Source organism: Campylobacter canis (genome assembly GCF_045504005.1).
GTDB classification, from domain to species: domain Bacteria; phylum Campylobacterota; class Campylobacteria; order Campylobacterales; family Campylobacteraceae; genus Campylobacter_A; species Campylobacter_A canis.
In genome coordinates, this window is sequence record NZ_JBJJXH010000023.1 from 1 (window position 1) to 1,370 (window position 1,370).

At 40.8% G+C, this 1,370-nt stretch carries 1 pseudogene; it reads right to left on the reverse strand.

The features are described 5' to 3' along the window. Window positions 1–1,370 (reverse strand): annotated as a pseudogene (locus ACHJH3_RS11225) (hypothetical protein); the annotation flags it as partial.

Genomic DNA, 1,370 nt, shown 5'->3' on the forward strand with positions numbered 1-1,370 from the left:
TTACTTTATCGTCCTTATACAGCTTTCCTCCCTCTATCATAGCTACGCCTATCTTAGAATTCGTAAGATCGGGACCGACAGTTAAATCAAGCATCTTGTCTTTAGTTATATCAAAGCCTTTAGGTATGTAGAAATTTAAAAACTCGAATTTGTTTATGTATTGCGCTTTTATGTTTTTGCCTCTTACGTTTAGGGTGTTGCCCGTGAAGTGATCTTTGTCGCCTGCATTTAAAAACCCTCCGTATATACCGTGCAACTTAAGATCGTCGCTTTCTAAATTTACCTTATTGTTCGTAGCGGATTCTTTAGCCGAACGTCCGCCGTATACATAAGCTTTATTTTCAAACGTTCCGCCTTTTATAGTTACCGTATTACCGTTAGCTTCGCCTTGTTCTGAATATGCGCCGTATATATCAGTTAAGTCTTTAAACGTTCCGCCGTTTATAGTTGCGGTATTACCGCTAGCTTTGCCTTTGTTTGAATATCCGCCGAGTATAGAAGCGCTATCTTCAAACGTTCCGCCGCTTATAGTTGCGGTATTACCTTTAGCTTCGCCTTTGTCTGAATATCCGCCGTGCATAATAGCTTCATCTTTAAACGTTCCGCCGGTTATAGTTGCCGTATTACCGCTAGCTTTGTCTTGTTCTGAACGTCCGCCGTATATATAATTTGAGCCTTTAAACGTTCCGCCGTTTATAGTTGCCGTATTGCCGCTAACTTCGCCTTTTTGTGAACGTCCGCCATATATATAAGCGATATCTTCAAACGTTCCGCCGTTTATAGTTGCCGTATTGTTTGTAGAGGATGCAGAACCTGAATATCCTCCATGTATATTAGCGATATATTTAAACGTTCCGCCGTTTATAGTTGCGGTATTACCGTTAGCTTCGCCTTTTTGTGAATATCCTCCGTGTATAGCAGTATTGCCTTGACCGGTGCTACCCGTAAAGGTTACTTTATCTATGAGTGCGCTATTTCCTTTGGCTTCACCTTCTTCTGAACGTCCGCCATATATTTCTGTATAACTATCTTTAAAATTTCCTCCGCTTATATCTATCTTGTTTTCCAAGGCTCCCAAGTTGCCTTTTCCTCCAAATGCATTGTCTTTTATGTTTCCTCCGGTTATATTTAGAGTATTCTTCTTGGCTATACCTTTTGTCGTATATCCGCCGTATAAACTACGAATATAGTCCGTATCGTTGCCTTTAAAATTTAAAGTGTTGCCTTCTACATCTTTGTCGGCGCTATATCCTGCGGACATGTATACAGCGCCCGGTATACCGCTAGGAGTGCCTTCCCAAGTAAGAGTATTATCGTTTTCGCCAAGAGCGAACCAATTGCCGTTAATAATATATTTTTCGTAAACGGAT